30 protein-coding genes and 1 tRNA gene are annotated in these 24,993 nt (G+C 65.3%); 22 read left to right on the forward strand and 9 right to left on the reverse strand.

Translation table 11 applies throughout. The features are described from left to right. Positions 1-98: 98 nt before the first annotated feature. From RCI06_RS03585 to RCI06_RS03670, 18 genes are all read left to right on the forward strand, one after another. The gene (locus RCI06_RS03585; protein WP_306574324.1) at positions 99-1,256 is read left to right on the forward strand and encodes a serine/threonine protein phosphatase; all 1,158 of its coding nucleotides are present in this window, start codon (positions 99-101) and stop codon (positions 1,254-1,256) included. Continuing rightward, positions 1,253-2,194 (forward strand): hypothetical protein, encoded by a 942-nt coding sequence (locus RCI06_RS03590; protein WP_306574326.1) that lies wholly within the window; start codon positions 1,253-1,255, stop codon positions 2,192-2,194. The genes RCI06_RS03585 and RCI06_RS03590 overlap by 4 nt, the downstream gene beginning before the upstream one ends. A gap of 17 nt (positions 2,195-2,211) precedes the next feature. After that, a complete protein-coding gene (locus RCI06_RS03595; RefSeq protein ID WP_306574329.1) occupies positions 2,212-3,237 on the forward strand; it encodes a phage major capsid protein in 1,026 nt (341 codons plus the stop codon). A gap of 191 nt (positions 3,238-3,428) precedes the next feature. Then, positions 3,429-3,779: a hypothetical protein gene (locus RCI06_RS03600; protein WP_306574331.1), complete on the forward strand. Its 351-nt coding sequence runs from the start codon at positions 3,429-3,431 to the stop codon at positions 3,777-3,779. Further along, on the forward strand, positions 3,776-4,123 hold the full coding sequence (locus tag RCI06_RS03605; protein WP_276873826.1) for a hypothetical protein: 348 nt from the start codon (positions 3,776-3,778) through the stop codon (positions 4,121-4,123). The genes RCI06_RS03600 and RCI06_RS03605 overlap by 4 nt, the downstream gene beginning before the upstream one ends. Beyond that, positions 4,120-4,572 carry a hypothetical protein gene (locus tag RCI06_RS03610; protein WP_306574335.1) on the forward strand — a complete coding sequence of 151 codons (453 nt, stop codon included), beginning with the start codon at positions 4,120-4,122 and terminating at the stop codon, positions 4,570-4,572. The genes RCI06_RS03605 and RCI06_RS03610 overlap by 4 nt, the downstream gene beginning before the upstream one ends. A gap of 4 nt (positions 4,573-4,576) precedes the next feature. After that, on the forward strand, positions 4,577-5,578 hold the full coding sequence (locus RCI06_RS03615) for a phage tail sheath subtilisin-like domain-containing protein (protein ID WP_306574338.1): 1,002 nt from the start codon (positions 4,577-4,579) through the stop codon (positions 5,576-5,578). A gap of 17 nt (positions 5,579-5,595) precedes the next feature. Beyond that, complete coding sequence (locus RCI06_RS03620) at positions 5,596-5,976, forward strand: hypothetical protein (RefSeq protein WP_101548452.1); 381 nt, start codon at positions 5,596-5,598, stop codon at positions 5,974-5,976. Next, positions 5,973-6,359: a hypothetical protein gene (locus RCI06_RS03625; protein WP_306574341.1), complete on the forward strand. Its 387-nt coding sequence runs from the start codon at positions 5,973-5,975 to the stop codon at positions 6,357-6,359. The genes RCI06_RS03620 and RCI06_RS03625 overlap by 4 nt, the downstream gene beginning before the upstream one ends. Continuing rightward, on the forward strand, positions 6,353-6,706 hold the full coding sequence (locus RCI06_RS03630; protein WP_121587147.1) for a hypothetical protein: 354 nt from the start codon (positions 6,353-6,355) through the stop codon (positions 6,704-6,706). Before RCI06_RS03625 ends, RCI06_RS03630 begins: the two co-directional genes overlap by 7 nt. Then, on the forward strand, positions 6,703-7,077 hold the full coding sequence (locus RCI06_RS03635; protein WP_306574344.1) for a hypothetical protein: 375 nt from the start codon (positions 6,703-6,705) through the stop codon (positions 7,075-7,077). Before RCI06_RS03630 ends, RCI06_RS03635 begins: the two co-directional genes overlap by 4 nt. Further along, positions 7,074-8,051, forward strand: coding sequence for a hypothetical protein (locus RCI06_RS03640; RefSeq protein ID WP_306574347.1), 978 nt, complete (start codon positions 7,074-7,076; stop codon positions 8,049-8,051). The genes RCI06_RS03635 and RCI06_RS03640 overlap by 4 nt, the downstream gene beginning before the upstream one ends. 17 nt (positions 8,052-8,068) lie before the next feature. Continuing rightward, positions 8,069-8,422, forward strand: a complete 354-nt coding sequence (locus RCI06_RS03645) for a hypothetical protein (RefSeq protein ID WP_101548444.1) — start codon at positions 8,069-8,071, stop codon at positions 8,420-8,422. Next, on the forward strand, positions 8,419-9,471 hold the full coding sequence (locus tag RCI06_RS03650; RefSeq protein ID WP_306574350.1) for a baseplate J/gp47 family protein: 1,053 nt from the start codon (positions 8,419-8,421) through the stop codon (positions 9,469-9,471). Before RCI06_RS03645 ends, RCI06_RS03650 begins: the two co-directional genes overlap by 4 nt. A 3-nt stretch (positions 9,472-9,474) precedes the next feature. Continuing rightward, positions 9,475-10,041 carry a hypothetical protein gene (locus RCI06_RS03655; protein ID WP_306574352.1) on the forward strand — a complete coding sequence of 189 codons (567 nt, stop codon included), beginning with the start codon at positions 9,475-9,477 and terminating at the stop codon, positions 10,039-10,041. Between the two features lie 135 nt (positions 10,042-10,176). Then, the gene (locus tag RCI06_RS03660; RefSeq protein ID WP_101548438.1) at positions 10,177-10,644 is read left to right on the forward strand and encodes a hypothetical protein; all 468 of its coding nucleotides are present in this window, start codon (positions 10,177-10,179) and stop codon (positions 10,642-10,644) included. 136 nt (positions 10,645-10,780) lie between these two features. Then, positions 10,781-11,041, forward strand: coding sequence for a 30S ribosomal protein S20 (rpsT, locus tag RCI06_RS03665; protein ID WP_101548436.1), 261 nt, complete (start codon positions 10,781-10,783; stop codon positions 11,039-11,041). 159 nt (positions 11,042-11,200) lie between these two features. Next, positions 11,201-11,368: a hypothetical protein gene (locus tag RCI06_RS03670; protein WP_158595660.1), complete on the forward strand. Its 168-nt coding sequence runs from the start codon at positions 11,201-11,203 to the stop codon at positions 11,366-11,368. A gap of 48 nt (positions 11,369-11,416) precedes the next feature. Here the strand turns inward: RCI06_RS03670 and RCI06_RS03675 are convergent, their stop codons facing one another. Then, positions 11,417-12,280 (reverse strand): pyridoxamine kinase, encoded by an 864-nt coding sequence (locus RCI06_RS03675; protein ID WP_288234750.1) that lies wholly within the window; start codon positions 12,278-12,280, stop codon positions 11,417-11,419. A gap of 153 nt (positions 12,281-12,433) precedes the next feature. Here RCI06_RS03675 and RCI06_RS03680 point away from each other — a divergent pair, with 153 nt between their 5' ends. After that, positions 12,434-12,610 (forward strand): hypothetical protein, encoded by a 177-nt coding sequence (locus RCI06_RS03680; protein WP_158595661.1) that lies wholly within the window; start codon positions 12,434-12,436, stop codon positions 12,608-12,610. A gap of 59 nt (positions 12,611-12,669) precedes the next feature. Here RCI06_RS03680 and RCI06_RS03685 read toward each other — a convergent pair whose 3' ends face one another. After that, a complete protein-coding gene (locus RCI06_RS03685; RefSeq protein ID WP_243107458.1) occupies positions 12,670-14,040 on the reverse strand; it encodes a TrkH family potassium uptake protein in 1,371 nt (456 codons plus the stop codon). A 50-nt stretch (positions 14,041-14,090) separates the two neighbouring features. Further along, positions 14,091-14,513, reverse strand: coding sequence for a bis(5'-nucleosyl)-tetraphosphatase (locus tag RCI06_RS03690; RefSeq protein WP_121587185.1), 423 nt, complete (start codon positions 14,511-14,513; stop codon positions 14,091-14,093). A gap of 238 nt (positions 14,514-14,751) precedes the next feature. Between RCI06_RS03690 and RCI06_RS03695 the strand changes: the two genes are divergently transcribed. Continuing rightward, positions 14,752-14,828: transfer RNA gene (locus RCI06_RS03695), tRNA-Arg, on the forward strand. A 225-nt stretch (positions 14,829-15,053) separates the two neighbouring features. On the opposite strand, the gene RCI06_RS03700 is transcribed toward RCI06_RS03695, so the two are convergent. The 6 genes from RCI06_RS03700 to RCI06_RS03725 all read right to left on the reverse strand — a co-directional run bounded on the left by RCI06_RS03700 (position 15,054) and on the right by RCI06_RS03725 (position 23,404). Then, positions 15,054-16,238: a S8 family peptidase gene (locus RCI06_RS03700; protein WP_306574357.1), complete on the reverse strand. Its 1,185-nt coding sequence runs from the start codon at positions 16,236-16,238 to the stop codon at positions 15,054-15,056. 240 nt (positions 16,239-16,478) lie between these two features. Beyond that, the gene (locus RCI06_RS03705; RefSeq protein WP_306574359.1) at positions 16,479-17,888 is read right to left on the reverse strand and encodes a Sapep family Mn(2+)-dependent dipeptidase; all 1,410 of its coding nucleotides are present in this window, start codon (positions 17,886-17,888) and stop codon (positions 16,479-16,481) included. A 61-nt stretch (positions 17,889-17,949) separates the two neighbouring features. Then, the gene (locus tag RCI06_RS03710; RefSeq protein ID WP_101548428.1) at positions 17,950-19,332 is read right to left on the reverse strand and encodes an MmgE/PrpD family protein; all 1,383 of its coding nucleotides are present in this window, start codon (positions 19,330-19,332) and stop codon (positions 17,950-17,952) included. A gap of 46 nt (positions 19,333-19,378) precedes the next feature. Next, positions 19,379-20,689, reverse strand: coding sequence for an MFS transporter (locus tag RCI06_RS03715; RefSeq protein ID WP_306574363.1), 1,311 nt, complete (start codon positions 20,687-20,689; stop codon positions 19,379-19,381). Between the two features lie 99 nt (positions 20,690-20,788). Next, a complete protein-coding gene (locus RCI06_RS03720) occupies positions 20,789-22,276 on the reverse strand; it encodes a sodium:solute symporter (RefSeq protein ID WP_306574365.1) in 1,488 nt (495 codons plus the stop codon). Between the two features lie 96 nt (positions 22,277-22,372). After that, positions 22,373-23,404, reverse strand: a complete 1,032-nt coding sequence (locus tag RCI06_RS03725) for a LacI family DNA-binding transcriptional regulator (RefSeq protein WP_101548422.1) — start codon at positions 23,402-23,404, stop codon at positions 22,373-22,375. A gap of 270 nt (positions 23,405-23,674) precedes the next feature. On the opposite strand from RCI06_RS03725, the gene RCI06_RS03730 reads away from it, so the two are divergent. Both RCI06_RS03730 and RCI06_RS03735 read left to right on the forward strand, forming a co-directional pair. Next, complete coding sequence (locus tag RCI06_RS03730) at positions 23,675-24,487, forward strand: class I SAM-dependent methyltransferase (RefSeq protein ID WP_256152269.1); 813 nt, start codon at positions 23,675-23,677, stop codon at positions 24,485-24,487. A 17-nt stretch (positions 24,488-24,504) separates the two neighbouring features. After that, on the forward strand, positions 24,505-24,930 hold the full coding sequence (locus RCI06_RS03735; RefSeq protein ID WP_121587162.1) for a DUF3788 domain-containing protein: 426 nt from the start codon (positions 24,505-24,507) through the stop codon (positions 24,928-24,930). Positions 24,931-24,993 lie beyond the last annotated feature (63 nt).

Raw genomic sequence — 24,993 nt, forward strand, 5'->3', positions numbered from 1 at the left:
GCCGGGGGGGGCTGCCTCCGCCTGGGTTGGGCGGGGGAACACAGGGTGGGCGGCGGTTAAAACATCTGGTTTGCCCCCGCCCCGAGGGGAGGATCAATTTGAAAATCAGGGATTTTTTCCGGCGGGGGGAGGCGGCGGTCAGCGTACAGACCGCCCGCGAGCCCTGCCGGGGCTGGGACGGCCTGCTGCCGCTGGCCACGCCCGACTGCGCGGTCTATGACGGGCTGCGGCGCGCCATCCCGGTGATCGACGCGGCGATCGACAAGATCGGGCGGCTAGTCGGCGGGTGCGCGCCCGTCTGTTCCAACCGCGCGGCGCAGGCCGAGCTGGAGGCGTTTTTTCGCGGAGTGCCGGTCGGCGCGGTCTCGTGGGGCATGGAGAGCTTCGTGCGCTGCTATCTAGACAGCCTGCTCACCTATGGAAACGCGGTCGGTGAAATCGTGGTCGCGGCGGACGGGAAATCCGTCGCCGGGCTCTATAATGCGCCGCTGCGCAACATCGCGTTCCGGGACGCGGGTTCGCCCTTCGGCGTGCAGGTGTGCGCCGCGAAGGACGGGCTCGCCCCCGTTCCCGTCCCCTGGCCCGAGCTCATCGTCTTTTCGGCGCTGAACCCCGCGGCCGGGGAGCTGTTCGGCACCTCGCTGCTCGCCGGGCTGCCCTTCGTGTCCGACGTGCTGATGAAGATCTACGCGTCGATCGGGCAGAACTTCGAGCGGATCGCCAACCTGCGCTACGCCGTGACCTACCGTCCCGGCGCCAACGCGGTCGACCGGGCGTGCGCCAGGGAGATCGCGGGGAACATCGCACGCGAATGGGCCGACGCGATGGATTCGGTCAAGCAGGGGGCGATCAAGGATTTCGTCGCCGTGGGGGACGTGGACATCAAGGTGATCGGCGCGGACAACCAGATGATCGGCACCGAGGTGCCGGTCCGGCAGATGCTCGAGCAGATCGTCGCCAAGCTCGGCGTGCCGCCCTTCCTGCTCGGCCTCAACTGGTCGACCACCGAACGGATGAGCGCGCAGCAGGCGGATATCCTCACCTCCGAGCTGGAGAGCTACCGCCGCCTGCTCACCCCCGTACTCATCCGCATCTGCACGGTCTTTCTGCGCCTGCGGGGCTACGCCTGCGGCGTGGACATCGCATGGGACAACATCAACCTCCAGGACGAGCTGGAGCTTGCCAACGCACGCCTGCAGAATTTGCAGGCCGACAAGCTCGCGCGGGAACTGGAGCGGACGGAGGAGAACCGATGAAACAGGCAGTCATCCAAAAGGCGGCGGATACCCCCGCGACGGGGGAACAGCTCGCCAAAATCAACCGCTTTTCCCGGCGGGAGCTCTCCGTGGAAGAGGTCTATGTCTTTTCGCTCCTGCTCTGCGACAACGAGGTCGACCGCGACTACGAGCGGTTCCCCGCCGCGTCGCTCGAAAAGCTGGCGGCGCTCTTTGTGGGAAAGACGGGCATCTTTGACCACAACCCGCGCGGGGAAAACCAGACCGCACGCATCTTCGAGACCGCCGTGGAGACCGACCAGGGCCGTCTGACCGCCGCCGGGGAGCCCTACGCCGCGCTACGCGCGTGGGCCTACATGGTTCGGTGCGACAAGAACGCCGATCTCATCCTCGAGATCGACGCGGGCATCAAAAAGGAGGTCAGCGTCGGCTGCGCCGTCGAACGGGCGGAATGCTCGATCTGCGGAGCGGACGTGCGGGAAAGGCCCTGCTCCCACGAGGCGGGACAGGAATACGGCGACGCGCTCTGCTGGCACGAACTTCGAAACCCCACCGACGCCTACGAATGGTCGTTTGTCGCGGTCCCCGCCCAGAAGCGGGCCGGGGTCACCAAGGGCGCGCATACCGCCGGGGAGGATCTCGTCAAATCGCTCGAGGGGGGCGGCGGGGTAACGCTCGGCCACGCGCAGGCGCTTGCGCTGGCAAAGCAGCTCCGGGAGCTCGGCGCGCTCGCCGAGGCCGGACGGGCGCGGCTTATGGAAAAGCGGAAGGAGTTCGTGCGGCTGGCGGCCTTCGCGCTGCCCGCGCTTGACGCGGCCGCCGCCGAATCCGCCGCCGCGGGCATGGACGAAGGACAGCTCGACGCCTTCTGCAAGGGGTTCGCGGGGAAGGCCCCCGCCTTTTTGCAGCTCGGCGGGAAACCGGAAAAGCTGTCCGACAACGGCGCATTTTGTATTTGACAGGAAGGATGAAGCATATGGCAAACTACCAGAATATCCGGCTCGACAAGACGATGTACAAGGCGGGGGTCCCCTTTTCCGACCAGCTCGAAAAGCTCGATCCCTCCGCCGCCTACGCCGGCACCGAGCTGGCCGGGCTCGACGCCTTTCAGCGCCAGCTCAAGCGGTTCGACATCAGGGTGAGCGGTCCCAAGAGCGATACGATCGCCAAGTTCTTCGGCACGAGCGATTCCGCCGCCCTCTTCCCCGAATATGTGGCGCGCGCCGTCCTGCAGGGCATGGATGAGAGCGCGGTGATCCAGAGCATCATCGCGTCCAAAACGGTCATCAACTCGCTCGACTACCGCACCATCGCCACCGCCGACGGGCACGACGTATCCGCTTCGGTCGTCGCCGAGGGCGCGGCCATCCCCGAGACGGTCATCAAGCTCAAGGACAATCTCGTCCGGCTCACCAAGCGGGGGCGTATGCTCGTCGCCTCCTATGAGGCGGTCAAGTTCCAGCGCATCGACCTCTTCTCGATCACCCTGAAGCAGATCGGCGCCTACATCACCAAGGCCCAGCTCGCCGACGCGGTGAACGTGCTGATCAACGGCGACGCGCCCGACGACGCCAACGGCAACGCCGCCGAGGTCGTCAAGACCGCCGAGGCCGGCAAGCTCTCCTACGACGATCTGCTCGCCCTGTGGGGTAGGTTCAGCGACTTCCAGATGAACACGCTGATCGCCTCCCCCGACATGATGCAGAAGCTTCTTGTCCTCACCGAGCTGCGTGATCCCGTCGCCGGACTCAACTTCACCGGCAGCGGCATGATCGGCACCCCGCTCGGCGCGAATGTCATCCGCTGCGCCGCCGTGCCCGCCGGCACCATCGTCGCGCTCGACAAGAACTTTGCGCTTGAGATGGTCACCGCCGGCGACATCACCGTCGATTACGACAAGCTCATCAACACCCAGCTTGAACGCGCCGCCGTCACCTCGACCAGCGGGTTCGCCAAGATCTTCCCCGACGCGGTGAAGGTCCTGACGCTCAAGACCGCGTAAGGCGAGACGCAAAAAGCGCGCCGGAGGGCGCGCGGCAAAGCGGCGGAAAACGCGCGGGCCCGGGGAAACGGGCCCGCGCAGCCGGGCGGGGCGAAGCCCCGGACGGCCGGACGCCGGAGGCGGCCGGTTTTCCGCCGCGCAATGGGGGTGCGGGGGAAATGTGTTCTCCCGCCGTGTAAAGGAGGCGTTTTATGGATACGGAAGCCATTTTCAGCCGATTTGTGCGGCTGGCGGGGCTGGAGGCGGACGGGGCGGAGGGCTGGAAGCCGCTCTGCGCGGCAGCGGCAGCGCACCTGGCCGAACGTCTGCTGCCGGGCGCGGACGCGGCGGACGAGCGGCTGCTGCTCGCCGCCGCCGGGGAGGCCTGCTACCAGTACGCGCTCTCCCGGCAGAGCGCGCAGAGCATCCGGGTGGGGGATATTTCCCTCTCCCCGGCGGAGGACGGCCTCGAGGGGACGCGGCTGCTGCGCGACGAGCTGCTCGCAGGGGCCGCCGGTCTTCTGGACTGCGGATGCGCGTCCTTCAGGCAGGTGGAGGCATGAGCATCGCCGGGGCGGTGACGGCCGCCATCAGGCAGTGCGGCCGGGAGGCGGCGCTCGAGCAGGACGGGGCGGTCTTCCGCTTCTTCGCCTGCGTGCAGCCGCGCGCCTACGACACGCAGGCGCGCACGCAGAACATTCAGTCGCGGTTCGGGAAAATCGACCCGCGGCAGTTCATCTACTACGGGCCGCTTTCGGGCGGCGGCGAGCGGGTGCGGGAGGGTTCCATCCTCACGGTGGGGGGCGAACGCTATGAGATCCTGCTCTGCCATGATTTTTACTGCGGCGGCGATCCTGCGTTCCGCTGGGCGGCGGCGCGGCTGGTAAGGGAGGAATCTGAAGCATGACTGATCCGCTGACCGGCCTGCGTGCGGAGATGGCCGCCTACCTGCGGGAGAGCCCGCTTCTCGAAGGGATCGCCGTCCGGGAAGAGTTCCCGGGCGGTTACAAGGGAGTCCCGACACGGCAGGCCTGCGTCGCGGTCGGGATTTCCGGCGTCGAGCGCGCCGCCGCGCCGGGGGGACGGGTGAAGCTCACCCTGCGGTTCGACATTCTCTGCCCGCCCGGCGGAAATCCCGGCTGCCACGGCCTCTTCGACCGGCTGTGTGGCGCGCTCTTTTTCCAGAAGAATGCGTTTGGCGCGGTGGAAATCCACTGCGGGGACGCCGCGTTCGACCGGGAGACCGGCTGTCTCGTGCTGACCGCAGAGGCGGTCCTCGCGGGGCTGCTCCTTCCGAATGAGGACGCGGAGGGCGAAGGATTCACCGACATCATCATCAAGGCAAAGGAAGTGTGACCCTATGATCAAACGACCTGATTCCATGCGGCCCGGGGTCTTTATCCATACGAGCGTGCGGCCTTATGCGGGCGGCTGTCCCGCCGGGCGGGGCGTCGCCGTCGCCGCGCGGGCGGGCGCCGGTTATTCCGGGGCCGGCGTGGCCGAGCTCTACACGCTGGCCGACGCCGCGGCGTTCGGCACGGAGAGCGTCCTCTACGGCATGGCGCAGACGCTGCTTGCCGCGGGCGTCGTCCCGGTTTACGCCGCCGCGGCCGGCGAGGACTACGCCGCCGCGCTCGCCGCGCTGGAAACCGAGGAAAATCTCTTCGCGGTGGTATGCGACGGGGGCGCCGAGGCGCTCTGCGCGCATGTGGACGCCTGCTGCGCGGCGGGAAGGGAGCGGGTGGGACTGCTCGCGGTTTCGGGGACCGAAGCGGCCCGCGAAACCGCCGCCGCGGCCGACAACCGCCGCGTCGCCGTCCTGTGCGACGGGGGGACGAACACCGCGCGCACCGCGGCGGCGTTCGCGGCGGCCCTGGCCGCCGCGAACGCGGGCAGCCTTTCCGGCCTCGCGGTCCCGCTCGACATCCCCTTCGACGGCGGGCTTACCGCCGCTGAAACGGAAGAATTGCTGCGCGCGGGCGTCACCCCCTTTGAGCGGTGCGGCGGCGAGGTGCGGTGCGTGCGCGCCCTCACCACGAGCCGTACGGTGAACGGGCTGCCCGACAACACCTTTTCCGCCCTCTCCACCGTGCTCGCGGTGGACGAGGTGGTCGGCGCGGTGCGCCGCGCCGTCCGCGCGCGGCTGCGCGGGCTCAAAAACAACGCCGTCACGCGGGAGAGCATCGCGTCGCAGATCACCGTCGAGCTCGAGCGGGAGCGCGCGCTCGGCGTGATCGACAGCTACCGGCCGCCCCGGGTCGCCGCCCACCCGGACGACGCGTCCGTCTGCGTGGCGACGCTGTCGCTGCGGGTCGCGCCCGAGATCAACCAGATCGTGATCGCGGCCGACATCGTGGTTTAGAGCGGAAGGAGGACAAAATGGCATTTATCAGTTTCCCGACAAGCAAGGACATCTACATCGAGGTGGACGGCCGCCGCCTGGCCACCGCCCAGAGCTACAAGGCCAAATCCACCCGCGAGAGCCGCTATGTCGAGGCGTTCGGTTCGGCGGAGCCGGTGGGCACCGTGGGCGGGCGCATCCGCCACGTGCTCGAACTTGTGCGGGTGGTCGTCTCCCCCGCCTCCGACGTGGACTTCTTTTCCCTCGAGGACTTCAACGTCGTCATCGTGCGGCCCGACGGCAAGATCATCTATTCCGGGTGCCAGTGGTCGGCGATCGGCGAGGACGCCCCGCTGGGCGACCTCGTCTATGAGAGCCTCACCCTCGTGGCGCGTTCGCGCATGGAGGTGCGGTCATGAGGCGCGGCGCGGCGGAACATTTCACCGTCCCCTTTGAGGGGCGCGGCGTCCATTTTTGCAGGCAGAACGCCGCCCAGCGCCTTTCCCACCGCCAGCGTGCCTGCGCGATGATGCCCCGGCTCGGAAAGCGGGGGCTGGGCGGCGAGGAGGCCTACGCGCTCGCCTACAACTGCGTGCTGCTCTGGCAGACGCTTGACGGGCCCGACCGGCTGCGCACCCCCGCGGGGGCGCTGCGCCGGTACACCCTCGGGCAGATCGCCGGGCTCTGCCGCCTCTACTGGGCGCAGGGGGACCTGCCCTTCGGCGGGGCGGAGGAGGACGGCTTCGACCGGGAGGAATATTCCTTCAATGAGAGCTTTTCGGAGGAGGAATTTCCATGCTGAACCTCGACGCCGAGCTGGCCGAAAACCTCAAGGTCTATTCCGACTACACGAAATCCCGCGCGGCGGTCAACTACCCCGCCAAAATGGACGTTCCCATGGTGTGGGACCGCTATCTGGACACCGCGCGGCCGGTGGGGGACGGGCTCTCCACCGGGCAGGCCGCCTACACGCCCGCCCTGCCGGACTATGAGGCCGCGGGGTTTGAGGACGCCTCCCCCGCCCCGGTGGGGTGGCGGGTTTCCGGCGAGGGGGAGGGAGGCCTGCTCGGGCAGCTCAACGACCGCCTCAAAACCCAGGCCCGGCGCTACCCGCACCCGATCACCAACGAAATGGAGGACTTCTCATGAGCAGGATGCAGTATGGGGAGTTCGTCTTCCCGCACAATCCCAGGCGGATCGAACTGAGCTATACCGGGACCCTCGCGCCGCAGGTCTTCCCCGGCTGCGGCGCGGCGGTGCAGGAGCTCGGCCCCCGCTGCCGCGTCGCAAGGTGCGAGGGGGAGGTCTTCGCCCCCACGCCCGAGGGCGCGGCGGCAAAGCTTGCGGAAATCTCCGCGGCCTGCACGGGCGGCGGGTTCGCCCTCCTCTACCTGCCCGCGGGCGGCAGCTTTGAGGCCGCCGTCTCCCGCTTCGCCTACACGGCGCAGGGGGACGGGCGGGTGCTTACCTACATGCTCGAATTCGTCGAGCGCGCCGCACAGAGAGGGGTGGGCGCATGACCGAGCTGACCGGCGAATGGTCCTGCACGGTGAAGGATTCGGCGGATAACGCCGTTTTGCTGCCCGCGCCGCTCGAATGGGAAATCGTCAAATCGCTCGACTCGCCCGCGCACTCGTTCGAGGGGATTTTCCCCTGCGCGCGCGCCTGCGGAGACCTGCGCTCCGTCGAGGTGAAAATCGGCGGGCGGACGCTCTTTTCCGGCAGGCCCGACGAGGCGGCGGTCACCGAGGACGCGGACGGGCGGCGGCTCAAGCTGATTGCACGCAGCATCGGCGCGGTGCTGCTCGACAACGAGGCCCTGCCGCAGACCTATACCACCGGGCTTTCCCTCACCGAGCTCTTCGACGAGCACATCCGGCCCTACGGCTTCTCCACACTGATCACCGACTTCGACGTCTTCTTCAACCAGTACCAGATTTTGAAGGGGACGAGCGAATGGGAGGCGCTTTCCAACTTCTTTCGCAACGGGAGCCAGGGGATCGCCCGCATCGACGACGCGGGACGGGTCGTCTGCAAGATGAATCCCGGAGAGGGAAGCTTCCATCGGATCTCCAACCGGGACGCGGGGGCCCAGCGGTACACATGCCTCAAGATCACCGACAACCGCTACTCCCCCATCACCCGGTTCGTCATCCGCGACGACGACGGCGCGTACAGCTACGCCTACAACAACCCCGAGGCCTCCGCGCTCGGGCTCGTGCGCAAGCGGTACCTCATTCCGTCGGTCGAGTACACGCTGACCCCCACCGGCGGCCAGATCGACGCGATGCTGCGCATCCGCCGTTCAATGCTCGGCAAGCGGGTGGTCACCGTCACCTGCCCCGGACTGCTCGATATCTCGGTCTGCGACACCGCGTCCGTGTCGGGCGGATATGAGACCTTTGAGGGGCTGCTGGTGCACCAGGTGCGGCACCGGCTCGCTTCCTCCGGCGCGTCGACCGAACTCATGCTCGTCGACCGCGGCTACCTGTAGGAAAAGGAGGGCGTATGATGGACGCTTTGCTCATTGACGGCGGACACCTCTGCGATTCTCTCGGAAGCCCCGTCATGGTCGGCGGCGAACGGGAGCTTTTGCAGCGCGCCGCCATCCGGCTCGCGGTGAGGCGGGGAAGCCTGCCCCACGATCCCGCCTTCGGCAGCACGCTGCACCGCCTCGGCGCGGACGGCCCCGCCGGAGCCCGCGACGCGCGGGCGCTCGCCGACGCGCGCCTGGCGCTCGCCCCCCTGCCGCAGTTCGAGGTCCGCGCGGCGGAATGCGCGTGGGAACCCGGCGCGCGGCGGCTGACGGTGCGGGTCACCCTCGCGCTGGCGGGGCGGGACTATCAACTGGAGGTGGACATATGAACGAACAGGAGTTTTACCGCGCGATGACCGCGCGTTACAGCGCGCTTTCCGGCTTCGTCCCCGACGAGGCGTCGGACATCGCGCTGCGCTTTCACGCGCTGGCGGGCGAGCTCGCGGACTTTTCCGCGCGGCTCGACGAGGCCGCGCGGCAGTCCGACCCGCTGACCGCGAAGGGCGAGGCGCTCGACGCCCTCGCCGCGCTGCGGGGGATTTCCCGCAGGCCCGCCGCGCACGCCGCCGGGGAACTCACCTTTACCCGCGCGCCGGGAACGGCCGGGGAGGTTCCGATCCCGGCGGGGACCGCGTGCGCGGCCCCGGACGGGCGGGTGTATCTCACCACGGACGCGGGAAGCATCCCCGCGGGGGAGACGTCCGCCACGCTGGCGGCGCGGGCCGCCCTGGCGGGCCGCGGCGGCAACGCCGCCGCGGGCAGCGTCACGCTGCCGCGCCGCCTCGTGGCGGGAGTCGCGGCGGTGGAGAACGGCGCGCCCTTTGCCGGCGGGACGGACGCGGAGGGGGACGATTCGCTGCGCCGCCGCCTGCTCGCCGCCTGGGCCCGCCCCGCGAACGGCGTGAACGGCGAAAGCTACCGCGCGGCAGCCGAGGCGTGGCCGGGTATCGGAAGCGCGGCCGTATGCGCGGGAGAACGTCCCGGTTCCCTCACCGTCTATGCGGCGGCGGACGGAGCGCCGGCCGTCCCGGAGGCGGTGCTTGCCGGTCTGTCGGAGGCGCTCGGCGGGATGCGCGCCCCGTGCGACACGGTCACGGTCGAAAGCGCCGAGGCGGTCGCCGCCGGCGTCTCCATTGAGATCGAAGCCCCGACGGAATGCTTTTCCGAGGTGCGGGAGGCCCTGCTCGGCCGTGTCCGGGAGACGCTCGACCGTATGCCGGTCGGCGCGGGGCTGCCCGTGGCGCGCCTCTGCGCGCTCGCAATGGACCGCGAAGAGGTGACCAACTGCCGCGTCCTGCTGCCCGCCGCCGACCTGGCGGCCGGCCCGGCGCAGGTGCTGCGGGCGGGGGAACTCTCCGTCACGCGGATGGGAGGGTAAGCGATGGGGCTCTTTCCCCGGACGGCCGCGACCGGCCTCTATGACCTGAGACCCGGCGGATCCGTCTTCCGTGAGCTTTCGGCCTACGAAGCGGCGTTCGCGCTGCTCTCCCCCGCGCTTGAGCGCTGTGAGGCGTCCTTCTTTTCCCCGCGCGCGGACCGCGCGCAGCTCGAGCGCCTCTGCGCCCTCTGCGGCTTTCGCGTCCCCGCCGGCATGGAGCTTTCCGCGCTGTGGGAGGCTTCCGCCGCGCTGGCGCGCGGCCCGGGCTGCACGCCCGGGGCGCTCGAATCCCACTTTCGCGCGCTCGGCGCGGACCTCTCCCTGCGCGAACAGGACGGACAGAACCGCGTCCTCGCGGAGGGGTTGGGCGCGGGCGGGCTCATTCCGGACAACGCGGCGCTCCTCCGGTTGCTCGCGGCGCTGCTGCCCGTGGGTGTCGGCGCGGCGGACAACTTCGGCAGCCTCTCGTGGGAACGGCTGGACGCGTCCGGCCTCACCGCCGCGCAACTCGATGAAAAGGACCTGGCCTGGGCGGAGATCGACGCCGGGCAGCTCCCGGAGGCCCGCTGACCGGGCGAAAAACCAGCCGCCGCAGGCGGCTGCCCCGCGCGGCTTTGCCGTGCGGGAGGCGGGCGGCATGCCCGCCGTTTTTCGCCCCCGCGCCCCCCGGCCGGGGCACGCCAACCTGAAAAAGGAAGTGAAGCAATGGCAAGCACCAACAGCACGGAACATCTGCAGCTCAACCAGTGGAGCGGCACCGACCGGCCCAAGATGGCCGACTTCAACGCGGACAACCAAAAGATCGACGGGGCGCTCCACGCCCACACGGCCGACGGTGCCGCGCACGTCTCCGCGCAGGAACGCGCGGCGTGGACGGGAGCCGTCCCGGTGCTCGGCAGCTACGAGGGGGACGGACAGCCCATGCAGGAAATTTCCCTCGGGTTCTCCCCCGCCTTCGGAATCGTCTTCGCCGCCGGTGAAAACCCCTTCCAGCCGGTCGACCAGACCACCGTCGCCCTCCGGGCGGCCTTTCTCGCCGGCGGCGGTTCTTCACAGGCCGCGCTGGTCACCGAGACGGGGTTTTCGGTGCTCAGTTCGGCAACACCCGTCTCCGGACGGGTCGCCGCCCTCAACGAGGCTGGCGTCACCTATCAATATCTGGTCTTTCGCTAAAAAAGAGGGGCGGCGCGGTGCGCCGCCCCTCTTTTTTGCAGGAAAAATTTCTTGCGGGGTATTGCATTTTTTCAAAAAAGATGCTATCATAACTTGTACTGTCTGATGATATCCAGCGGACAAGGAGGTGTGAACCATGCCGAATATCAAATCTGCGAAAAAAAGAGTGCTCGTTGCCCAGAAGAAGGCGCTTGAGAATAAAGCGGTCAAGACCAACCTCAAAACCGTGCTGAAGAAGGCGGATGCTGCGGTTGCCGCCGGTGCCGCCGATTCTGCCGACGCGATCCGCGTCGCGATCAAGAAGGTCGACCAGGCCGCTTCGAAGAACATCCTGCACAAGAACGCCGCCGCGCACAGGAAGTCCGCGCTTATGAAGAAGCTCGCCGCCGCCAAATAAGCGGCTCCATGCAGCCTTTTCTCTGTGACACTGTCACCTCCGGTGGCAGTGTTATTTGTTTTTTCGGGCCGCCTGTTCCGGTTGACGGTTTTCCCATTTTGCGGTATCATAGTAGCTGGTGAAAATTTCGGCGCCTCGCGCGCATGGAGGGGAATCCCGATGGATCGCAACGACAAACGCTTTCTTTCCCTGCTGTGGCTGGTGGTCCCGGTCGCGCTTGCCGTTCTGGTATGCTGCGTCACGGCGGGGTATTCCATCTACCGCCGCGCCGTGGAACGCGCCTACCACGAAACCAGCTGGGGCGGCGGGAACGATCTGCCCTTCTGAATCCGAATAAAAAGCCCCCGGCTCATGGAGCCGGGGGCTTTTCAATGTTTAAAGCGGCTTGTAGCCCTTGAGGATCTCGTCGTGGGTCAGCCAGCCGAGGCACCGCTCGAACATGACGCCGTAGCGCGTGTCGGTCCCATAGCTGAAGGTCGTCTTGATCGCCAGCTCGACGAACCGGGTCGCGCGCGCCATCGCGATCGGGAAGCTGTCCCCCCTGAGCATCGCGCCGGTGAGCACGCTTGCGAAGATATCTCCCGTGCCGGGATAGGCCGCCGGGACATATTCATATTCCACGTACCAGAAGGCGTTGCGCCCGCGGTCGTAGCCCACGGCCGCGCACTCCCCCGATGCCAGTTCCACGCCGGTGATCACCACGTGGCGCGGGCCGAGCTCTCCCAGCCGCGCGAGCATGCTTTTGAGCGGCTGGCGCGCGAGGGGCTCGGGACGGTAGGGCTCGCCGAGCAGGATGGCCGCCTCGGTCGGGTTGGGGGTGATGACCGCCGCGCTGCGCACGAGGCTGCGCATCCGCTCCATCAGCGCGGGGGTGCAGGTGCGGTAGGGCTTGCCGTGATCCCCCATCACCGGGTCGACGACGGCCAGCGCGTCCGGCCACGCCGCGATGAACGCGGCCACGTCGTCCGCCTGCGAGGGGTTGGAGAGAAAGCCGGAATAGATCCCCTCGAACCCGAGCTCCAGCCGCTGGTAATGTTCGAAGCAGGGGCGGATATAGTCGGTCAGGTCGCGGTATTCCACCTCGCCCAGCCCGCCCGTGTGGGTGGAGAGGACCGCCGTCGGCACCGGGCAGACCTGGATCCCCATCGCGGAGAGCGTGGGGGTCACGACGGCGAGCGAGCTCCGGCCGAAGCCGGCCAGCCCGTGGATGGCCGCGACGCGCGGCGGACGGTCCGTCATAACATTCACCTCTCAAAATTGGAATTCATTTCCTCGGATAGCCGTTTCCAGAAAGTTTGCGTAATCGCTCCGCCACGCGCAGGGCATACTGTCAGTATGGGACGCATCGGGTGCGTTCCGCGGAACCAACTAAATTTACGGAGGTGCAATCCTATGAACAAAACGGCGGCGACAGCGGTGACCGGCGTGGCGGTGGCAATGGCGGCGGGTACCGCGGCTTATATGATGAACCACAAAAAGAACCCCGGCAAAAAGCTCAAGCAGAACGCGACCAAGGCGATCAAGACCCTCGGCACCGTGCTGGACAGCGTGGAGTATATGATGCGGTAAATGCCCATCGGCGGAAATTGCCGTTCGTCAGAACGGCAATTTTTCATGCAACAACGCCCTCAGCCGATCTGGATCTTCCCGACCGGCAGAATTTCCTTGCGGTTGGCGGTGGGGCGCATGGCCAGCGCGAGGAAGAAGGTCACCGGCCCGAGGCGCCCGATATACATCTCGAAGATGAGCAGGATGCGCGACAGGGTGCTGGCGACCGCCGAGATGCCCGCCGAAAGCCCGACCGTCGCGAATGCGGAGACGCTCTCGAAAAGCGCGTCCACGCCGGTGACCGCGTGGGTGCCGCTCATCGTGGCGACGATGCAGGCGGCGGTGATCGTGACCGCGAGAATCCCCAGGATCATGACGGCCAGCGATTTATAGACCGCGCTCTTCTCCACCTTGCGGCGGAAGATGACGGTGTCCTCGTCGCCGCGCACGACGCTATAGACGGTCATAAAGATGACCGCGAAGGTCGTGCACTTGATGCCGCCGCCCGTCGAGCCGGGCGCCGCGCCGACAAACATGAGCAGCGAGGAGAGGATCTTGGTGATGTCGTGCATCGGCTCGAGGGGGAAGACGTTGAAGCCCGCCGTGCGGCAGCTCACCGAGTGGAACCACGCCGCGCCGAGCCGCTCCCCCGTTCCGGAAAGTCCTCCCAGGGTGAAGGGGTTGTTCCACTCGCAGACGGCGGTAAACGCCATCCCCACCAGGATGAGGGAAACGGTGGAGACGATGACGATGCGGGTGTGGAGCAGCAGCTTTTTGGTGCGCCGGTACTGGAGCAGGTCGTGGATGACGATGAAGCCGATGCCGCCCACAATGATGAGCAGCCCCACCGTGCCGACGACGATCGGGTTGCCCACGTAGCCGGTCAGCGATACATACGGTTCCGCCCGCCCGAAAATGTCGAACCCGGCGTTGCAGAAGGCGGAGACGGAGGTGAACACCGAGATGAAGATGCCCTCCGCCCCGAACTCGGGCACGAACACGGTCGCCAGCAGGAGCGCGCCCGCCGTCTCGACGGTCAGCGCGGTGATCATGACCACCTTCATGAGCTGGTTAATGTCCGGGCCGGTGGACGCGACCGATTCCTGCGCGAGGTGCATCCCGCGCAGGCCGAGCTTGCGGCCGATCGCGATGTTGAAGAAGGTGGTCAGCGTCACGAGTCCCAGGCCGCCGATCTGGATGAGCGCGAGGATGACGCACTGCCCGAAGGCGGACCAGTAGGCGTAGGTGTCGTGCACGACCAGCCCGGTCACGCAGGTCGAGGAGGTCGCCGTGAACAGGCAGTCGAGAAAGGGGGTGAAGGCGCCCGCACGGCTGGACACGGGGAGCATCAGCAGCAGCGTCCCCACGAGGATGACCGCGGCAAAGCTCAGCGTGATCGTGCGCGTGGGGAAGGAGAAGAGCCAGCTCCTCCGGATAGGTTGTCGATCCAAATCAGTTCGCCTGCGCTTTCGTAATCATTCGGAAAAGCCGACGCGCCCGTTTAGTGCTCCCGGTCCTTTGCCAAAAACCGCTTGGCCTCGTTGATGAGGTTTTTGTCGTTGCGGAAGGTGACCATCCCGTCCGCGTCGTCCAGCAGGCACCACTGGTACTCGCTGATTTCCTCCTCCTGCCGCTTGACGGTGTCGTCCCCGCCCGGATAGCCGAGAAAGTAGACCACCTGCTTTTTGACGTGCGGCTTGGGGAAATACTCGACGCTCTGCCGGAAGCCGTCCCGCAGGTTGACGTCCAGCCCCGTCTCCTCCTTGATCTCCCGCAGCGCGGTCTGGTACTCGTTTTCCCCCGATTCCACATGCCCCTTGGGGAAGGACCAGTGCCCGCCGTTGCGGTGCTTGATGAGCAGGAGCTCCACCTTATCCTGTTTTTTGCGGTAGACAAGCGCCCCGCAGGATTTTTCGCGAATCATCCGTTTTTCCATTCCTCTCTTTTGCGGCGCCGAATCCGCGCCTGAGTCGCGCCGGCCGCCCGCGTGCCCGCGGGCCTGCCGCGCCCGGTGCACAGCACCAGCATATACAGTTATTAATATATCACTTTTTATGGGTCTTTAAAAGTGGGTTTTGGATTTTTCTGCGAAAACGCCGAATCCGGCCCCCCGCGTTCGGTTGACAAAAATATCCCCCCGCATTATAATATTATGGTGTTATGCGCCCGTAGCTCAGTCGGATAGAGCGACCGCCTCCTAAGCGGTAGGTCGGAGGTTCGAATCCCCTCGGGCGCGCCAAAAAACCGAAGGCTTTGCCTTCGGTTTTTTTCATACTGACGTCCGATTTTCCGCCTCCGGCTCTAAAAACCTCCTGTCGCCTCCAAAGGGGAAAGCGGCAGATGCCGTTCGGCCTGCCGCCGGAGGCGAACTTCTTAAAAAGCGGTTTTATTCATTGCCGCTTGCTGGAAGCCGCGTTTCAGCCTTCGGAAGGAGGCCGTCCGCCGTTCTTTCACCGGTTCTGTTTTACAGGTGGTTAGCCAGTTCAAACATGGCGTTCACATCCAGCGCGCCGCCGGTCAGGACCTTCCCGGCCAAGCCGGGGATTTTCACCGCGCTGGATAGGATGATGTTTTTGATCGTCGAGGCAGATAAGGCGGGCATATACGCCTTCAGCAAGGCCGCCGCGCCGGCGACATGCGGCGCGGACATCGAAGTGCCGTTCTTGGGCGTATACCCGCCCTGCAGGTCCAGGCTGAGAATACCGGTTCCGGGCGCGGCGATATCCACGCTTTCAAATCCATAATTTGAAAACCGCGCCAGGGTGTGATACGGGTCTATGGACGCGACGGATAGGATGTTGCCGCTCGTGTAGGAGGCGGGATAGATGGGTACGGCGTCGTTATTTGTGCCGGAATTCCCCGCCGATGCAATAAACAATCCGCCGTACCGGTCGATCGCATCTTTCAATGCGCGCGAATAGGACCGGCCGCCCCAGCTGGCGTTGAGGATGGGGATCTCAAATTGATTCGCAAAATAGATCGCCGCAATGGCTGACGCGACGTCAAGGCCGAATTTCATGGAGACTGTCTTTACTTTCCAGCATACCCCGGCAATGCCGATCCCGTTGTTCCCCACGGCGCCTACGGTACCCGCGACATGGGTGCCGTGTCCGTTCAAGTCCATGGAATAGCGATCGTTGCCGGCGAAATTCCACCCGTTCTCCAGCTGCCCGTCCGGTGAAGCCCACATGTTTGCCCGGATGTCCGGATGCGTATGGTCTATGCCGGTGTCTATCACGCCGACCGCGACTTGATCGCTTCCCGTCGTATAGTTCCATGCCGCGGGCGCGTGAATGCTTTGCAGCCCCCACAGCCGGCTGTTCAGCGGGTCGTCGGGAATCAAGTGAAGGTCTTCCAGATAGTCCGGCTCCGCATACGCGACATGAGGATTGGCCGACAGCCGTTCGACCGCGTCGTCCACCGCGGCTCCATCCCTGCTGTTCAGATGGACCAGGATCAGATCCAACCCGCCGTCCTCGCCGTCCGTCCCGTTTGAACGAAATATGTACTCCGCTTTTTCATACGCAAGTTCGTTTAAAACCCGGCCGGCCGCATCCCCGGACGCGTTTGGTAAATCGGAATCGCGATGGATGGCAACAATGATTTTTCCCGCCTCGTATGGATTGTGAGAGTCAGCGCCAAATTGCACAACTATGCGCCCCCTTTGCTGGTTTCATCCTATGAGCGGCCCCTTCCCTTTGTTACCGGCCGGGCGGATGGGACCGTCCCTTCTCCCTTATTGGTAAAATCCCATCGTCCCGTTACGGCCTATTGCCCGTACACGAGGATCTTTACAAGATCCTTTTTCTTTACCCCAACGCGGCCTTATACAAAAAGGCGGCCAGTCTTCGGCTGGCCGCCTTTTCCGATCCGCTTCGGGCAGGCTTCTTCAGCCGCCCAGCTCTTCCGGCTCCAGTCCCTGCATCCGCAGGACCGCCAGCGCGTAGACGAGGAAGCTCTCGTCCAGGGTGGACAGGCTGGTCCCCTCGTCGGGGCCGTGGCAGTCGCCCACAAAGTCCGGCTTGATTTCCTCCCCCGCCAGTCCCGGGCCGAAGCTCGCCGCCCGCCGGAAGCACCGGGCGTAGGTGCCGCCGCCCCAGGCGTAGGCGGGGGCGGCGCTGCCGGTGACCTCCCTGTGCGCGTCCAGCAGCAGCCGGATCACCGGGTCCTCCTCCGGGATGAAGAAGGGCTCCGAGTAGTCGATCAGGGAAAACGCGGACCCCGCCGCGCCCGCCGCGGCCTCCAGGCGTTCCGCCAGCCCCGGGCCGGTGACGGCGGCGGGATAGCGGATGTTGATGTTCTGCCGGATGACGCCGTCCCGCATCCGGATCACCCCGCCCACGCAGGTCAGGGCGCCCAGCGCATCGTCCTTACAGTCGACGCCCAGCCCCTGCCCATAGGGGGACAGGTGCAGCCGGTGCAGCAGTTCAAAGAAGGGGCGTTCGTCCTCGTCCGTCAGACCTTCGGTCAGCAGAAAGTCCACCAGCAGACCGATCGCGTTTTTCCCCCGCTCCGGCATGGCGCTGTGGGCCCCCACCCCATGAGCGGTGATTCGCAGGAGGCCGTCCTCCGTCGCCGCCTCGATCCCCTCGCGGCCCAAAGGCAGGCGGCCCCGGAATTTTACCAGGCAGACCGCCCGCTCGGGAATCATGTTGCTGGCCTCCCCCGCCTGGATATCCACCACGTTCCCTTCGAGCTTCGGGGAGACGAACTCCCCCTGGAAGAGCCCCTTTTCGCCGTTGCAGACCGGGAACAGCGCGTCGGAGGAGAGGCAGAAGAGGGGCTGGGGCTGGGCCGCCAGATAGGGGCCCACGTCCCCCATGCCGGTCTCCTCGTTGCAGCCCATCAGCGTCCGCAGGGTGTAGCGAAGTTTGATCCCGCTCTCCCGGAAGAATTTGGCCAGATACATGCAGTAGACCAGCGGACCCTTGTCGTCGTCCGTCCCCCTGCCGATCAGCCAGTCCCCCCGCCGCTCCATCCGGAAGGGCTCGAACGTCCAGCCCTCCCCGGCGGGCACCACGTCCAGATGGGCGATGGTGGCGATGTGCGCCTCCCGCTCTCCGGGCAGGTCGAACCAGCCCATGTAGTCCTCGTGGCTGTGGGGCTCAAAGCCCATCCGGGCGGCGATCTCCAGAGCGCGGTCCAGTGCCCGGCGGGGTCCCTCCCCGAAAGGCGCACCCGGTGCGGGGCTCCCCTGCACGCTGGGGATGTCCACCAGCGCCCCGATGTCCGCGACGATGGCCTCCCGGTTTTCCCGCAGGAATTCCCGGGCTTTTTGAAGCAGTTCCGTTTCCTTCATCGTGATTCCCCCATGACGGAACGGATGCCCCCTGTGCAGGGGGCATCCGGATGTAAATGGTTTATTTCCCGGCCAGCAGGGCGGTCAGGTCGTTGAGGTCCGCGCAGTCTTCGAGCTTCTCGACGCCGTCGGCGAATTTCGCCGCGTTTTCCGCGCCGATAAACTCCGCCGTCCGGGCAATAAAGAATTCCTTCTCCTCCGCCATCGTGAAGTTGTTGCGGGGATGTCCCTTGGGTCCGCGCAGCGTCTCGCTGAAGACCCGTCCGTCCCTGCAAACCACCTCCACCGTGGTTTCGGGGAAGGTGCCCTGCCAGAAGATCTCGAACATGTGCAGGCGGTTGGCCTGAGGGCCGAAGTATTCCACAATTCCGGAGAGCTCGTTGAGTTCCTTACTGGAGCGGCTCTCGAGGCTGTACCAGTCCTCCGACGGCTTTTTTCCGGTGAGGTAGCAGGCAAAGCAGTAGGGCAGGCTGTACTCCGCCTGGATGAGACCCATGGGCAGCGGGTTCTCGGCGCTGTAGATATCGATGATCGGGGAGACCCGCACCTTGGCGATGTCCGCGAGCGTCAGCTTTTCCCGGGTGCAGATGTTGTCCAGCCCGTCCAGCGGCGCCTGGACCCAGACGTTGGCGGGCCAGTGCTTCAGCAGCGTCTCGTTGATGTAGAAGGTCTTGCCCAGCTCTCTGTCCATCCAGTCCCAGTCGCACTTGTTGGAGACGTAGAGCCAGTAGCCGGTGTCCCCTTCCAGCCCGTCGGCGTAATATTCAAAGCCCTGCCGGGTGATCTCCGCGCTCTCCGCGCCACTCCTGCCCGCGATGCCGTGGGCGTAGTGGTAGATGTCCCCGTCGCCGTCCTTGCCCATGAGGGTGGGCGCCTGATAGGCGGCCAGCGAGATGCAGGCGGCCATCTGGGCGGCGTCCAGGCCCAGCATCTTGCCCGCCGCGACGGCGGACGCGAAGATCTGCCAGTTCACCAGCCCCCAGCCCCGTCCCTGGGCGAGGTAGGTGTCGAAGTCGGGCTGGACCGCCATGGCGATCCGCTGGTAGACCTCGTAGGCCGCTACGATGGCGGTGATCACTTCCCTGCCGCCGGCATGCTTCTGCTCGCCGTAGGCAAAGGAGGCCGGGATCGCCCCCGCCGAGGCGTGGCCGGTCCAGGTGCAGTCCTCCCAGTCGAGCACGTCGGCGGCGGTGCCGTTGGCATACACCGCGTCGGAGGGACTGACCCGCACGCCCTTGGCGCCCCAGATGGTGGCGTCCGGGCCGCTGCGGCGGGCCGCCGCAACGGCGGCCGCGTTCACGGTGGGGCTCATGTTGCTGCTGGCGATGCTGACGGCGATGGTGTGCAGGATGATCTTCTTGGCCTGCTCCACGACGTCCGCGGGCAGTTCCTCGTATTTCAGCCCGGCGGCGTAGTCCGCAAGGATTTTGGTGTATTCTTTCATAGCTGTTTACCTCCTGATATTGTAATGTGACGGGCGCGCGGGCGCTTTACGCCTGCTCCGCCGTTTGGGCCTCTCCCACGTATCCCTGGAAACCGGGGCGGGTCTCCACCCACAGGGGGTTCTTCTTGCTGGTGGCGACGAGGCCGAGGACCAGCAGGACCGCCGAAAATCCGCCGAAGATGGCGAAGACGGTGTTGTAGGAGCCCACGATGTCATAGGTGAAGTTGAGCAGCGGGAAGCCGAGGGTGCTGCCGATCGTCCGGAAGACCACCGAGTAGCTCATGGACTTGGAGTACTCTTTGAAGCCGAACACCTCGCGCATGAAGACGGGCAGCACGGTGAAGAGGATGATCCCCAGCCCCATGGAAAGCCCGATGACCGGCCCCAGGAAGGACATCGACGGCGTGATGACGAGCAGTGAGGCGATGGCGAGCAGGTAGCCGCCCACGCAGAGGGTGGTGCCGATCCGCACGCCCCAGCGGTCCATTGCCCACCCGAGAGGCAGCAGGAAGACCACCGAGCCGATGCTGAACAGGCCGACCACGTCGCCCGAAAACACCGTATCGAACCCGACCGTGCTCAGATGCGCCGGTACCGCGTAGACCACCGGGTAGACGATGAGGCCGGTGATAAAGGTCCAGAAATAGGCGCAGTAGAGCTTGGGGCTGCGCAGGGCGGACTTGAATTCCGCGCCGGGAAGCACGGACGCGTCCTCCTGCTTCCGGGCTTCCTCCCCGGACTTGCCCTTGATCCCCCACGGCTGGAGCTTTTTGTCGGATGGGCGGTCGCGGATGACGAGGAAGACCAGGATCGTCACCGCGAGGATCAGCCACATGGTGTAGAGCATTGAACTGCGCCAGCCGTCGTTTTCGATCCAGGAGGCGACCAGCTTCGAGGTGAAGAAGGCGCACAGGTTGCTGAAGGTGAACATCGCACTGATGATGGTGGCGCCCTTGCGCGCGAACCAGTTGTTGACGATGTTGCCCACGCTGACCTGGCTGAACAGCGGCCAGATGAAGCCGGAGGCCGCGGAGGCCAGGAAGATCATCGGCAGGTTGCCGGAGATCGCGTACAGGAGCGCCGCGATCGCCCCGGACAGCGCGCCCGCGGTGATGATATATCGAATTTTAAACTTTTTTTCGATCCTTGCATAGAGGAAATAAAGCACCGCCGACACGATCTCGTTGAAGGACTGCGTCAGGGAATAGGCCCCGCGCGAAATCCCCAGCTCCTCGGTGATCGGCACCATGTACAGGCCGAAGGCGTTGCTGAACAGGAATACCGCCGGCAGCGCGATGGCGTAGACCAGGACCACTAAAAACGCGTAATGAAACTTCTTATTGGACGTCTGTCCCATAAATACCCTCCTTTTTTCCTTAAAAACATTGTAACGATCGGGAACGTTCCCAATTTGAGGCGAAACAAATTCCTTCCACACACCGGCCCCGGACGCGGGTCAGGACCCGGCCTTTTCCGCGCGGCGGAGGCTGCGGAATTTCTCCTGGAAATAGTAGGTGGCGTCTATCTCCGCCTGCGTGGGCGCCTTGCCGAACCTCTGCCCGACCAGGCACCCGGCCAGGCAGCAGGGCAGGCCGATCCAGATGGCATCGAGCCCGTGGGGTCTGCCGAGGATGGTCCAGACGAGGGCCGCCAGCCCTCCCGCGACCATCCCGGTGATCGCGCCCTCGGTGTTCATCTTCTTGCTGAACCAGGCGAACAGGTAGGGAATCACCAGCGCGGCCGCGCAGATGGACATCACCACGTCCATCAGCTCCATGATCCCCTGGAACCAGAGGGAGAGGCCGATGCTGAAGACGGTGCAGAGGAGGATTCCCACGCGGCTCAGGAAGATGTCGTCCTTGTCGCTGATCTGTTTCCCCCTCGATTTCATGGCATGCTGGATCAGATCCTTCGAGATGATCATCCCCCCGGCGAAAAGGGTGGAGGAGGCGCAGGACATGATCGTGGAGAGCACGCCGTAGAGCAGCAGGAGCCCCACCATGGGTCCCGCCTTCATCATGAGGGTGTAAAACACCATGTTGGGCTCCACGCCCGGCCCGAGCAGCACCTTGGCCGCGGCGCCCACATAGCAGGGGATCGCCAGAATGGGGAGTACGAGGAAGGTCCCCAGATAGAGGCCGCGCTTCGCGGATTTCACGTTTTTGGCCGAGGCCACCCGCTGCAGGTCGTCCTGGTTACCCACGATGACCAGCAGGCCCATCGTAATGCAGTAGTAGATCAGCTCCTTCACCCAGCCGAAGCCCTGGAAGAGGGAGAGCGCCTCCGGCTGCCCGGCCGCCTGGTAGTACTGCGCCACCGGCTGCCATCCCCCCAGGCTGAAGAGCACGAAGCCGAGGGCCAAAAAGGGACAGAGCGTCTGGAAGATCGACTGGATGAAGTTGGTGACCATGACGCTGAGGAAGCCGGAGATCGCCGTGTAGAACAGGATGATGACCGCCGATACCAGCACCCCGCGCAGATGGGACCACCCCAGGAAGGTGGTGAACAGGAACGCCAGGGCGTTGAACTGTAACCCCATCATCATGCAGTATTTCAGGGAGAATCCTATGCCCACGGGGTATTGGATGGCCCCGTCGTAGCCGGAAAAGCGCATTTGGTAGAACTCCGCGATGGTGAAGAGCTTCAGCGCCTTCAGACGGCTGGCGAAAAAATAGATCCAGGGCAGGGTGACGAGGTAGAGGCTGGCGTAGCTCCACCAGCTGACCACGCCCCCCGTGTAGCTGGAGGCACACAGACCGATGAGGCCGGCGCTCCCCACCCACGCCCCGATGCTGACCGCCGCGATGACCGTAGAGCCAAAGCGGTTTGCCGCGAGGCCGAAGTCCGCGATCGACTTTGTGGCCTGCCCCCGCAGCACGATGCCGATGACGACCATCGCCACCATGTAAATTGCCATGGCTGCAACAAAAAAGGTAGTGCTCACTTCTACTCCTCCCGATTGCAAAACGGGAACGTTCCCGTTTTGCGGCGCGGCCATTCCTCAAATTCGGCCGCAACACACTTCAAATCTGTCAGAAACTCACGGGTGGGCAGCGTTCCTACCCACCGATTTGCGCATTTCCATCGAGTAGGACATCATCACGTCCCGGTACTCCAGTTCCTCGTTCCGGATCACCTCCAGCATCAGCCTGGTGATGAGTACGCCGTAGTCGTAGTCGGATACAAAGACGGAGGTGATGAACCGTTCCTCGGCGTCGTCCCGCTTGATCGTGACGATCGAATAGTCCTCCGGGCACCGCAGCCCCTTCTCCCGGAAATAGAGCAGGATTGCGGTCGCGTGGCTCATCTCGTCGGCGAAGAGCGCGGTGTATTTCCCCTTCCGGAACGCCCGGTAGAGGCCGCTCAGGTACTCCTCCGTGAGCGTCCGCTCCATCGGCGACCGGTAAAAGGAGTCCTCGTCGTAGGGGATGCCCGCCTGAAGGCAGGTGCTCTCCCACGCGCGCATCCGGGCCCTGCGGAACTGCTCGTCCTGCGGCTCGAAGCCCACGGTCGTCAGAATCCGCCGGTGGCCGTTCATCACCAGGAGATGATAGAGATCGCAGCTGTAGTAGTAGTTTCCGTGGTAGACCCGAAAGCCGCGGTTCATCTGCAGCCGCTCACCGCCGTACACCACGTTGCGAAACTGGTTGGCGGCCTGCTGTACCTCCGGCAGGTCGTCCCAGCCCAGGGTGATCAGTCCCTGGATCCTCTGATCCCGCAGATAGCGCACATACTTGGGCACATACCCGGGGGCCGGACTATGCTGGAGCAGATCGTGGACGATGAGCAGGTCGCAGTCGTTTTCCCCCAGTGTGTCCAGGATGCCGGCGATGCGCCGGGATATGGAGGGGTGGCTGAACATGCTGCTGCCCAGCGAGAGGATGCCCACCACCGTGTTATGTACGCCCCGCAGGCCCCTGGCCATGTAGTTGGGGGAATACCCCATCTCCCGCATGGTGTCCTCCACGATCTTCCGGGTTTTGGGGCTCACCGAGCCTCCGTTGATCACTCTGGAAATGGTGCTTTTGGAGACCCCGGCCTTTTGGGCAATATCCAGTATTGAAAACTCCATAACCACCCCTTCATTTCCAAAGTTTTTAGGGAACGTTCCCAATCCGTATTATAAATTTGTTCGTTTGGGAAGTCAAGATGTTTTTTACGAATCATCACTTGAGACAAATCTTTCTTTTCAAACTTGGGCAAACTACCCACCTTCCCCGGCACACATTTACAAAATTTACCATTTTCCCGCACGCTCCGCGTCCAAGCTTGCCCGGCGGGAGGCAATCGGTTATAATGGGAGAAAGCCCGCGCGCGGCGCGTCCTTCTGAAAGGAGCCGTCATGAACACAAACCGGAACATCGACCACGGCCGCGCGTTCGACTGGGGGCGCGCCTCCGCCGACTATGCGAAATACCGGGACATCTACCCGCCCGAATTTTACCGGCGGCTGCTCGACATGGGGCTCTGCACCAAGGGGCAGGCCGTCCTGGACCTCGGGACCGGGACGGGGGTGCTGCCCAGGAACCTCTGCCGCTACGGCGCCTCCTTCGTGGGGACCGATATCTCGGAGGAACAGATCGCGCAGGCCCGGCGGCTGGCGGAGGAGGCGGGCTTGGAGATCGCCTTCCGGTGCCTCCCGGCGGAGGAGACCGACTTTCCGGACGGCAGCTTCGACGTGGTGACGGCCTGCCAGTGCTTCTTTTACTTCGACCACGCCCTGCTCGCCCCGCGGCTCAGCCGGATCCTGAAGCGCCCGGGGCGGCTCGCGGCGCTCTATATGGCGTGGCTGCCCGGCGAGGACCCGATCGCCGCGAAGAGCGAGGAGCTCGTGCAAAGGTACAACCCCGGCTGGACCGGCGGCGGCGAGACCCGGCATCCGATCGCCGTGCCGGACGCCTACGAAGCCGGTTTCGAGATAGAGCGGCAGGAGGTCTTCGACCTGCGGGTGCCCTTCACCCGGGAGGGGTGGAACGGACGGATGAAGGCCTGCCGGGGGATCGGGGCCTCCCTGCCCGCGGAGGAGATCGCGCGCTTTGACCGGGAACACCTCGCGCTGCTCGAACGGATCGCGCCGCCGCGCTTTGAAATCCTGCACTATGCGGCGGTCACGGTCCTGAGGACAAAGGAAACAGGCGCGTCCGCGCCGCAATGAAAATGGAGGAACCGTCTATGGCATGGAAGGACACCTATCCCAAGGACCGCGCCCCCTCGGCGGAGGAGATCGACGCCTGCGTGGGAAGCCCGCTCTGGGGGGCCCTCTGCCGCACGGTTGAGGAAACCTACGGCGCCGCCCCCAGGATCGAGTACAGCTGCTGCTCAATGGCGCCGGGCTGGAACGTCAAATACAAAAAGGGCGGCCGGGCGCTCTGCACCCTCTATCCGAACGAGGGGTATTTCTCCTGCATGGTGGTGGTCGGGGAACGGGTCCTGCCCGAGGCGGAGCTGCTGGTCATCGCCTGCGACCCCTACACGCAGGAGCTCTTCCGGAACACGAAGGTCTCGATGGGCGGCAAATGGCTCTATATCGACGTGAAGAGCGAGCCGGTCCTGCGGGACACCCTGCGGTTCATCTCCCTGCGCGCCGCCGGGAAATAAACGAAGCGGGACTTTCCCGTTACGCCTATGAAAAAGGGGGGCGGGGGGGGGGGGGGGGGGGGG

The organism is Anaerotruncus massiliensis (ex Togo et al. 2026), from assembly GCF_030825285.1.
In the GTDB taxonomy this organism is placed as follows: Bacteria; Bacillota; Clostridia; order Oscillospirales; family Ruminococcaceae; genus Anaerotruncus; species Anaerotruncus massiliensis.

What these genes read in the sequence shown, in the direction of transcription:
- RCI06_RS03630 (WP_121587147.1), top strand. Translation starts at nt 6,353, where the DNA reads ATGCTGAACCTCGACGCCGAGCTGGCCGAAAACCTCAAGGTCTATTCC.
- RCI06_RS03705 (WP_306574359.1), bottom strand. Translation starts at nt 17,888, where the DNA reads ATGAAGGAAACGGAACTGCTTCAAAAAGCCCGGGAATTCCTGCGGGAA.
- RCI06_RS03645 (WP_101548444.1), top strand. Translation starts at nt 8,069, where the DNA reads ATGGACGCTTTGCTCATTGACGGCGGACACCTCTGCGATTCTCTCGGA.
- RCI06_RS03605 (WP_276873826.1), top strand. Translation starts at nt 3,776, where the DNA reads ATGAGCATCGCCGGGGCGGTGACGGCCGCCATCAGGCAGTGCGGCCGG.
- RCI06_RS03730 (WP_256152269.1), top strand. Translation starts at nt 23,675, where the DNA reads ATGAACACAAACCGGAACATCGACCACGGCCGCGCGTTCGACTGGGGG.
- RCI06_RS03635 (WP_306574344.1), top strand. Translation starts at nt 6,703, where the DNA reads ATGAGCAGGATGCAGTATGGGGAGTTCGTCTTCCCGCACAATCCCAGG.
- RCI06_RS03650 (WP_306574350.1), top strand. Translation starts at nt 8,419, where the DNA reads ATGAACGAACAGGAGTTTTACCGCGCGATGACCGCGCGTTACAGCGCG.
- RCI06_RS03715 (WP_306574363.1), bottom strand. Translation starts at nt 20,689, where the DNA reads ATGGGACAGACGTCCAATAAGAAGTTTCATTACGCGTTTTTAGTGGTC.
- rpsT (WP_101548436.1), top strand. Translation starts at nt 10,781, where the DNA reads ATGCCGAATATCAAATCTGCGAAAAAAAGAGTGCTCGTTGCCCAGAAG.
- RCI06_RS03625 (WP_306574341.1), top strand. Translation starts at nt 5,973, where the DNA reads ATGAGGCGCGGCGCGGCGGAACATTTCACCGTCCCCTTTGAGGGGCGC.
- RCI06_RS03600 (WP_306574331.1), top strand. Translation starts at nt 3,429, where the DNA reads ATGGATACGGAAGCCATTTTCAGCCGATTTGTGCGGCTGGCGGGGCTG.
- RCI06_RS03595 (WP_306574329.1), top strand. Translation starts at nt 2,212, where the DNA reads ATGGCAAACTACCAGAATATCCGGCTCGACAAGACGATGTACAAGGCG.
- RCI06_RS03610 (WP_306574335.1), top strand. Translation starts at nt 4,120, where the DNA reads ATGACTGATCCGCTGACCGGCCTGCGTGCGGAGATGGCCGCCTACCTG.
- RCI06_RS03590 (WP_306574326.1), top strand. Translation starts at nt 1,253, where the DNA reads ATGAAACAGGCAGTCATCCAAAAGGCGGCGGATACCCCCGCGACGGGG.
- RCI06_RS03655 (WP_306574352.1), top strand. Translation starts at nt 9,475, where the DNA reads ATGGGGCTCTTTCCCCGGACGGCCGCGACCGGCCTCTATGACCTGAGA.
- RCI06_RS03670 (WP_158595660.1), top strand. Translation starts at nt 11,201, where the DNA reads ATGGATCGCAACGACAAACGCTTTCTTTCCCTGCTGTGGCTGGTGGTC.
- RCI06_RS03620 (WP_101548452.1), top strand. Translation starts at nt 5,596, where the DNA reads ATGGCATTTATCAGTTTCCCGACAAGCAAGGACATCTACATCGAGGTG.
- RCI06_RS03710 (WP_101548428.1), bottom strand. Translation starts at nt 19,332, where the DNA reads ATGAAAGAATACACCAAAATCCTTGCGGACTACGCCGCCGGGCTGAAA.
- RCI06_RS03725 (WP_101548422.1), bottom strand. Translation starts at nt 23,404, where the DNA reads ATGGAGTTTTCAATACTGGATATTGCCCAAAAGGCCGGGGTCTCCAAA.
- RCI06_RS03660 (WP_101548438.1), top strand. Translation starts at nt 10,177, where the DNA reads ATGGCAAGCACCAACAGCACGGAACATCTGCAGCTCAACCAGTGGAGC.
- RCI06_RS03690 (WP_121587185.1), bottom strand. Translation starts at nt 14,513, where the DNA reads ATGATTCGCGAAAAATCCTGCGGGGCGCTTGTCTACCGCAAAAAACAG.
- RCI06_RS03735 (WP_121587162.1), top strand. Translation starts at nt 24,505, where the DNA reads ATGGCATGGAAGGACACCTATCCCAAGGACCGCGCCCCCTCGGCGGAG.
- RCI06_RS03675 (WP_288234750.1), bottom strand. Translation starts at nt 12,280, where the DNA reads ATGACGGACCGTCCGCCGCGCGTCGCGGCCATCCACGGGCTGGCCGGC.
- RCI06_RS03640 (WP_306574347.1), top strand. Translation starts at nt 7,074, where the DNA reads ATGACCGAGCTGACCGGCGAATGGTCCTGCACGGTGAAGGATTCGGCG.
- RCI06_RS03615 (WP_306574338.1), top strand. Translation starts at nt 4,577, where the DNA reads ATGATCAAACGACCTGATTCCATGCGGCCCGGGGTCTTTATCCATACG.
- RCI06_RS03680 (WP_158595661.1), top strand. Translation starts at nt 12,434, where the DNA reads ATGAACAAAACGGCGGCGACAGCGGTGACCGGCGTGGCGGTGGCAATG.